The organism is Pseudonocardia sp. SID8383 (genome assembly GCF_009864975.1).
Lineage (GTDB): Bacteria > Actinomycetota > Actinomycetes > Mycobacteriales > Pseudonocardiaceae > Pseudonocardia > Pseudonocardia alni.
In genome coordinates this window covers 1-5,128 of sequence record NZ_WWFY01001026.1, presented here as the reverse complement: position 1 = coordinate 5,128, position 5,128 = coordinate 1, and the positions used below count along the sequence as shown (strand labels likewise).

The following is a 5,128-nucleotide window of genomic DNA, read 5'->3' as shown; positions in this document are numbered from 1 at the left end:
TGCGGGCGGCACTGGGCGGCCGGTCCGGTGCGCACCGCGGCGCAGCGCGCCCGCGCGAGCGCCGCGGCCCGTGACCGCTCCCGTGGCCACCAGGTCTCGGCCTACATGACGTCGACGGTCACCAGCTCCTGACCGCGCGGGGCGGCACGGGATGATGTCCCGGTGACGACCACCGGGACCCCGCCGCTGCCGAAGGCCGAGCTGCACCTGCACATCGAGGGCACGCTCGAACCCGAGACCGTGTTCGAGCTGGCCCGGCAGCACGACGTCGCGCTGCCGTACGCCTCGGTGGAGGAGCTGCGGGCGGCCTACGACTTCACCGACCTGCAGTCCTTCCTGGACGTGTACTACGCCAACATGGCCGTCCTGCGGACCCGCGACGACTTCGCCGCGCTCGCGTCGGCGTACCTGCGGACCTGCCCGGAGCAGGGGGTCCGGCACGTCGAGATGTTCTTCGACCCTCAGGCGCACACCGCCCGCGGCGTCGCGATCGGCGACGTGATCGGCGGGCTCACCGACGCGATCGAGCACCACGCCGACGACGTCTCCGCCGGGCTGATCCTCTGTTTCCTGCGCGACCGGTCGGCCGCCGAGGCGGAGGGGACCCTGCGGGCGGCGGAGCCGTACCTGGACCGGATCGTCGGGGTCGGGCTCGACTCGGCCGAGGTCGGGCACCCGCCGTCGAAGTTCACCTCGGTGTTCGAGCGGGCCCGCGGGCTGGGTCTCAAGCCGGTCGCGCACGCGGGAGAGGAGGGCCCGGCGGGCTACGTGACCGAGGCCCTCGACGAGCTGGGCGTGCTGCGCGTCGACCACGGCATCCGCGCGATCGAGGACGACGCCCTCGTCGCCCGCCTGGTCCGTGACCGCACCCCGCTGACGGTCTGCCCGCTGTCCAACGTCCGGCTCGCCTGCGTCCCCGGCATCGGGCTGCACCCGCTGCCGGAGATGCTCGCGGCGGGGCTGAACGTGTCGGTGCACTCCGACGACCCCGCCTACTTCGGCGGCTACGCCGACGCGAACTACGCCGCGGTCCGCGAGGGCCTCGGCTTCACCGACGACCAGCTCCGCACGCTGGCCGCCAACTCGATCACCTCGTCGTTCCTCGACGACGAGGCCGTGCAGCGCCTGCTCGGCGAGGTCGCCGACTGGGGGGCCGCGACCCGCGGGTGAGTCAGGCCGTCGCGGCGAGCCGGACCGGGCGCAACGGGTGCAGCGGGTGCCCGGCACCGGTCCGTCCCCGCTCGACGTCGAACGGCGACAGCCGGAACCGGCGGGTCCGCAGCTGGTACTCCGCGGTGTTGGCCGGCCACATGACGACGTTGACGCCCTCGTCGTTCTGGTAGTAGCTCGCGCAGCCGCCGGTCTCGTACACGGTGCGCGCCGAGCGGCGCCGGATCCGCCGCGTCCAGCGCTCCTCGACGGCGGGCTTCACGTCGAGCGCGCGGATGCCCTCGGCCGCCATCCGGCACACGGCGTCGGCGACGTAGCGGGCCTGGGCCTCGGAGAACAGCAGCGTCGAGCTGGCCCCGCTGGTCGCGTTCGGACCCTGCATGAGGAACAGGTTCGGGAAGCCGGGGTAGCTCATCCCCAGGTAGGCGCGCGGGTAGGCGCCCCAGTGGTCGTGCAGGGACCTGCCGTGGGCGTCGTGGATGCGGCGCGCGATCGGGGCCGTCGCGCCGACCTCGAACCCGGTGGTCAGCACGATCGCGTCGACCTCTGCGCGGCTTCCGTCGCCGGAGACGACGGTCCGCCCCTCGACCCGGGCGAGCCCACCGGTGTGCAGCGTCGTGTTCGGCGCGCTCATCGCGGGCAGATAGTCGTTCGAGACCAGCGGCCGCTTGCAGGCGTAGTCGAAGTCGGGGGTCAGCCGCGCGCGCAGCTGCGGATCGGGCGTCTGGGCGGCGAGATGCCTGCGGCCGACCCGGGTGAGTGTCTCGCGCAGCAGCCGCGAGCGACGGGTCGCGGCGAGCAGCTCGGCGCCGACGTAGATGACGTCGAACTGCATCCGGCACAGCAGCGGGTTCGCCGCCAGCGCGCGACGGGTGCGCTCGCCGACGGGCCGCTCGGGCTTGGGCAGGATCCAGGCCGGGGTGCGCTGCAGGACGTGCAGCTCGGTGACGCGCGGCTGCAGCTCGGGGACGAGCTGGATCGCCGTCGCCCCCGTCCCGACGACGGCGACGCGCCGGTCGGCGAGCTCGGCGTCGTGGTCCCAGCGGGCGGAGTGGAACACCGGGCCGGGGAAGTCCGCGAGGCCCTCGACGTCGGGCAGCTTCGGGTCGGCGACCAGCCCGGCCGCGCTGACCAGGACGTCCGCGGTGAACTCACCGGACGGTGTCGCGATCCGCCAGCGGGCGTCCGCGGGGTCCCAGCGGGCGGAGAGCACGTCGGCGTCGAAGCGGACGTGGTCGAGCAGGCCGGTCGAGTGGGCCAGGCGCCGGGCGTAGTCCTGCACCTCGTGGCCGGGCGCGTAGAGGTCGCTCCAGTCCGGGTTGGTCATGGCCCGCAGCTGGTACAGCGGCGACGGCGTGTCGACGCCGACACCGGGGTAGGTGTTGTCGCGCCACACCCCGCCGACGTCGTCCGCCCGCTCCAGCAGGACGAAGTCGTGCACACCCCGCCGCAGCAGGGCCAGGCCCACGGCGAGTCCGGTGAACCCCGCCCCCACGACGGCGACCCTCGAATGACGGGGCGACGGGCCGCTCGGCACGTCGGCGGCGCCGGGGGAAGCGGGATCGACCGGCCGCTGGATCGGCAGCGCCTCGGACGTCATGGTCTCGACGGTAAAGGCTTCATGGTGCACCGGCACGCGAGAGCGGCCCGTCTCACGAGGTCGTCGCACACCCCTGTCGCACGGGTCACACCCGACCCGTCGGTAACCGTCGCGCCTGCGCCGGTCGGGTGCGGACGCACTACGATCCCCGAGTGCCCTCCGTCATGATCACGGGCGCGTCGTCGGGGATCGGGGCCGCGTTCGCCGATCGGCTCGCCGCCGACGGCCGCGACCTCGTGCTCGTGGCGCGCGACGCCGACCGCCTCCAGACCGCCGCGCAGCGCTACCGCGACCTCGGCGTCGCCGTCGAGGTGCTGCCCGCCGACCTGTCGGACCCGGACCAGCGGGCCCGGGTCGTGCGCCGCCTCGCCGACCCCGACCTCGCGCCGGTCGACCTGCTCGTCAACAACGCCGGGCTCGCGCTGGGCGCCTCCTTCCTCGAGAACGACGCCGCCGACCTGGCCCGCCAGCTGCAGGTGAACGTGGCCGCCGTGCTGGAGCTGACCCGGGCCGCGCTGCCCGGGATGGTCGACCGCGGCACCGGCGCGGTGCTGAACGTCGCGAGCGTCGCGGGCTTCCTGGCCGGGCGCGGCTCCACCTACCCGGCCGACAAGGCGTGGGTCATCTCCTTCACCGAGGGCGTCGCGGCGTCGCTGCAGGGCACCGGGGTGCGCGCGATGGTGCTGTGCCCCGGCTACGTGCGCACCGAGTTCCACGAGCGGGCCGGCATCGACGTCGGCGCCCGCCGCGGCCCGCTGTGGCTGGAGGCCTCCCAGGTCGTCGACGAGGCACTCGCCGACCTCGACCGGGGCCGGGTCGTCTCCGTGCCCTCCAGGCAGTACAAGGCGATCGTGGGGGTGACCGGGGTGCTGCCCCGGAGCCTGCTGCGACGCATCACGGCGACGTTCGACAGGGATCGCACATGAGCTCCGCACACACCGACCGCTCCCGCCTCGCCGCGCTGGTCCGGGAGATCGCCGTCGTCCACGAGCGGGTCACGCTCTCCTCCGGCGCGGAGGCCGACTACTACATCGACCTGCGCCGCGTCACGCTGCACCACGAGGCGTCCCCGCTGATCGGGCGGCTGCTGCGCGAGCTCACCACGGACTGGACCTACCGATCGGTCGGCGGGCTGACGCTCGGCGCGGACCCGGTCGCGACGGCGGTGCTGCACGCGGCGGCGGCCGAGCCGGACACCGACCCGGTCGACGCCTTCGTCGTCCGCAAGGAGACCAAGAAGCACGGCATGCAGCGGCTCATCGAGGGCCCGGACATCACCGGCCGCCCGGTGCTGGTCGTCGAGGACACCTCCACCACCGGCGGCTCGGTCCTGACCGCGGTCCGGTCGGTACTCCAGGCCGGCGCCGACGTGGTCGGGGTGTGCACCGTCGTCGACCGCGACACCGGCGCCCGGCAGGCCGTCGAGGCCGAGGGCGTGCCGTACCGCGCGCTGCTGGGGCTGGCGGACCTGCAGCTGGGATGAGCGAGCCCGGGCCCAGCGAGTGGTCGGTCCCCGGCCAGGTCGGGGTCGGCCCGTGGGCCGGGCCGTGGCCGCAGGGCGACCAGTGGGACCCGGAGCTGCTGGAGCACGGTGACCGGCGCAACGTCGTCGACCGCTACCGCTACTGGCGCCGCGAAGCCGTCGCGGCGGACCTGGCAGGCCGGGCGCACCCGTTCCACGTGGCGATCGAGAACCTCGGGCACGACCACAACATCGGCACGGTGGTGCGCACGGCGAACGCCTTCGGGGTCGCCGGCGTGCACATCGTCGGGCGACGCCGGTGGAACCGCCGCGGCGCGATGGTCACCGACCGCTACCTGCGGCTGCACCACCACGCCGACTCGCACGGTCTCGTCGCGTTCGCCCGGGAGCACGGCCTGGCCGTGGTCGCGGTGGACAACGTCGCGGGCGCGGTCCGGCTGGAGGCCACGTCGCTGCCGCGGGACTGCGTGCTCGTGTTCGGCGCCGAGGGCCCCGGGCTGTCACCGGAGCTGCGCGACGCCGCGGACCTGGTCGTGTCGATCGCCCAGTTCGGCTCGACGCGCTCGGTCAACGCCGGGGTGGCCTCGGGGATCGTGATGCACGCATGGATCCGCGAGCACGCGGACCTGTCCGACGCCTGGTGATCAGCACGTTTCCGCCCCGGGCAGGGCGGAAACGTGCTGATCGATGCTCAGTTGCCGTGCCGGGGCGGCATGGTGGGGCGACCGGTGGTGTGGCGGTACGGCGGCTCCGTGCCGTCCTGCGGGCGGGGGCCGGGGCCGTGCGGCGGCACCGCGCCACCGTGCCGTGGTGCGGTCCCGCCGTGCTGCGGGGCACGACCGGGCTGGGCGAACGTCGTCTGCCCGTCCCGGGGG

General features: G+C 74.6%; 5 protein-coding genes and 1 pseudogene. 4 read left to right on the top strand and 2 right to left on the bottom strand.

What is annotated here, in order from left to right; translation table 11 throughout:
- The first annotated feature begins 162 nt into the window (after positions 1 to 162).
- Positions 163 to 1,170, top strand: coding sequence for an adenosine deaminase (locus tag GTW08_RS24720; protein WP_073576044.1), 1,008 nt, complete (start codon positions 163 to 165; stop codon positions 1,168 to 1,170).
- A 1-nt stretch (position 1,171) separates the two neighbouring features.
- On the opposite strand, the gene GTW08_RS24715 is transcribed toward GTW08_RS24720, so the two are convergent.
- Positions 1,172 to 2,770: a flavin-containing monooxygenase gene (locus tag GTW08_RS24715; protein ID WP_083658700.1), complete on the bottom strand. Its 1,599-nt coding sequence runs from the start codon at positions 2,768 to 2,770 to the stop codon at positions 1,172 to 1,174.
- Between the two features lie 152 nt (positions 2,771 to 2,922).
- On the opposite strand from GTW08_RS24715, the gene GTW08_RS24710 reads away from it, so the two are divergent.
- The 3 genes from GTW08_RS24710 to GTW08_RS24700 are packed head-to-tail and all read left to right on the top strand — an operon-like array spanning position 2,923 to position 4,897.
- Positions 2,923 to 3,696, top strand: a complete 774-nt coding sequence (locus tag GTW08_RS24710; RefSeq protein WP_073576043.1) for an SDR family NAD(P)-dependent oxidoreductase — start codon at positions 2,923 to 2,925, stop codon at positions 3,694 to 3,696.
- Positions 3,693 to 4,253: an orotate phosphoribosyltransferase gene (pyrE, locus tag GTW08_RS24705; protein ID WP_073576042.1), complete on the top strand. Its 561-nt coding sequence runs from the start codon at positions 3,693 to 3,695 to the stop codon at positions 4,251 to 4,253. The genes GTW08_RS24710 and pyrE overlap by 4 nt, the downstream gene beginning before the upstream one ends.
- Entirely contained in the window at positions 4,250 to 4,897 is a 648-nt protein-coding gene (locus GTW08_RS24700) for a TrmH family RNA methyltransferase (RefSeq protein WP_073576041.1), read from the top strand. The genes pyrE and GTW08_RS24700 overlap by 4 nt, the downstream gene beginning before the upstream one ends.
- Before the next feature lie 47 nt (positions 4,898 to 4,944).
- Here the strand turns inward: GTW08_RS24700 and GTW08_RS32190 are convergent.
- Positions 4,945 to 5,128 (bottom strand): annotated as a pseudogene (locus GTW08_RS32190) (hypothetical protein); the annotation flags it as partial.

Excerpts from the sequence above, each read along its gene's own strand:
- GTW08_RS24715 (WP_083658700.1), bottom strand. The coding sequence starts at position 2,770 with ATGACGTCCGAGGCGCTGCCGATCCAGCGGCCGGTCGATCCCGCTTCC.
- pyrE (WP_073576042.1), top strand. The coding sequence starts at position 3,693 with ATGAGCTCCGCACACACCGACCGCTCCCGCCTCGCCGCGCTGGTCCGG.
- GTW08_RS24700 (WP_073576041.1), top strand. The coding sequence starts at position 4,250 with ATGAGCGAGCCCGGGCCCAGCGAGTGGTCGGTCCCCGGCCAGGTCGGG.